The sequence below is a fragment of the Endozoicomonas sp. SESOKO4 genome, from assembly GCF_024606275.1.
Window position 1 is genome coordinate 1 of record NZ_JAHHPS010000430.1, and the last position, 1291, is coordinate 1291.

General features: G+C 46.1%; 3 protein-coding genes. 1 reads left to right on the forward strand and 2 read right to left on the reverse strand.

Going from position 1 to position 1291, the window contains the following annotated elements; translation table 11 throughout:
• A partial coding sequence (locus KDK16_RS08590; RefSeq protein WP_257275615.1) for a hypothetical protein occupies positions 1 to 363 on the forward strand: 363 nt, incomplete at its 5' end.
• Here KDK16_RS08590 and KDK16_RS08595 read toward each other — a convergent pair.
• Together KDK16_RS08595 and KDK16_RS08600 are read right to left on the reverse strand one after the other, a co-directional pair.
• Positions 358 to 816: a hypothetical protein gene (locus KDK16_RS08595; protein ID WP_257275616.1), complete on the reverse strand. Its 459-nt coding sequence runs from the start codon at positions 814 to 816 to the stop codon at positions 358 to 360. The genes KDK16_RS08590 and KDK16_RS08595 overlap by 6 nt on opposite strands.
• 81 nt (positions 817 to 897) lie before the next feature.
• The coding region (locus KDK16_RS08600; RefSeq protein ID WP_257275617.1) for a chromate transporter at positions 898 to 1291 on the reverse strand (394 nt) is incomplete at its 5' end.

The following is a 1291-nucleotide window of genomic DNA, read 5'->3' on the forward strand; positions in this document are numbered from 1 at the left end:
GCTGAGCTCCATATTGAAAATAAGCTTGAGGAAGCCGAAAAACAAATGGCTGAAATGAGGAGAAAAAGGCATAGGAGTCCTCTGGATCAAATTAAAAAAGCGATGGGTAAGACTGTTGATACAGTCAAACATGAAGCAGAAGATTTTCTAGACGATTTGTCACAGGCTAAACGTTTGCATGATCGGAAAATTAAAATATCCAACGAAGAAGGTGTATTGAAGAATTTGATCAAACAAAGAGACACACTGAAGTGGTATAAGAACCCTAAAGAAAGCTTCAATCTGTGGCGGGATATTGGGACGAAGGAAGCCGCTATCGCCGCTCTTAAGAAGGAAAATCATCAACATGGAATGCGTTCATAGGAAAGTTTTTTTATTGACATCCCTTAGCCCTTCAATGTGACTCCCCAGCCGCCAGATAATGAATAACCCTGCCAATGTGGCGGCTGATTCATAAATAAGTTCTGACTGTTCCATCGGCGCCAACGCCAATATTAAAAAGACCGGAAGGCAGAATACCAAGGTTCTCATGGTGACGACCCAACCTATTGAAATCAGTCGAGTCCAGAACTGTTCTCCCTGACGACCCCCGTTGCAAAGCCAGGCATAAAAGATAGCAATAAAGGGAATAGAGAGTTCTATTACTTCGAGCCAGCCCGAATGGGAAAAGCTGTCATTAATGTTTTCAGGAAAAAAAAACAAGGTTAGAAACACCAGCCAACATAACAGGTACAGGTAGGTTTCTTGACCAGAGAGAGGCTTCTGCCTCAGTCGCTCTTTTAACCAGTTAATATTCCAAAACACTACGAACTGCATAATCTTACCCTCCAAACAGCTTATATACCTTAGAGGCTCTGGGGAATGAATAGTTCCCCGAGCCTGTAAGGTGCCAGAAGATTAGATCAACAGAAAACCAATGCTTGCAAACAGGGGAACCATCCAGGCAATGGGCAGCTTCCAGACTGCCAGAAGCAGGTAAGCCATTAATGCCAGGGCAACGTCTTGGGCATCCTTGATGGCCAGAGTAATGACCGGGTTGTAAAAGGCTGCCAGAAGCAGGCCCACCACCGCGGCATTAATGCCATTGATAGCGGCTCTCAGCTTTGGCATCGACTTTAGACGATTCCAGAAAGGCCAGGCTGCTGCCAGCAGAAGGAAAGAGGGGGCAAAAATACCAAAAAGAGCGGCCAGTGCATGGGAAATATTGTAGGTGCCACCGTATACACCGCCCAGAAAAGGAGCCAGGGCAAACATAGGGCCGGGTACTGCCTGAGCGGCGCTGTAACCTACC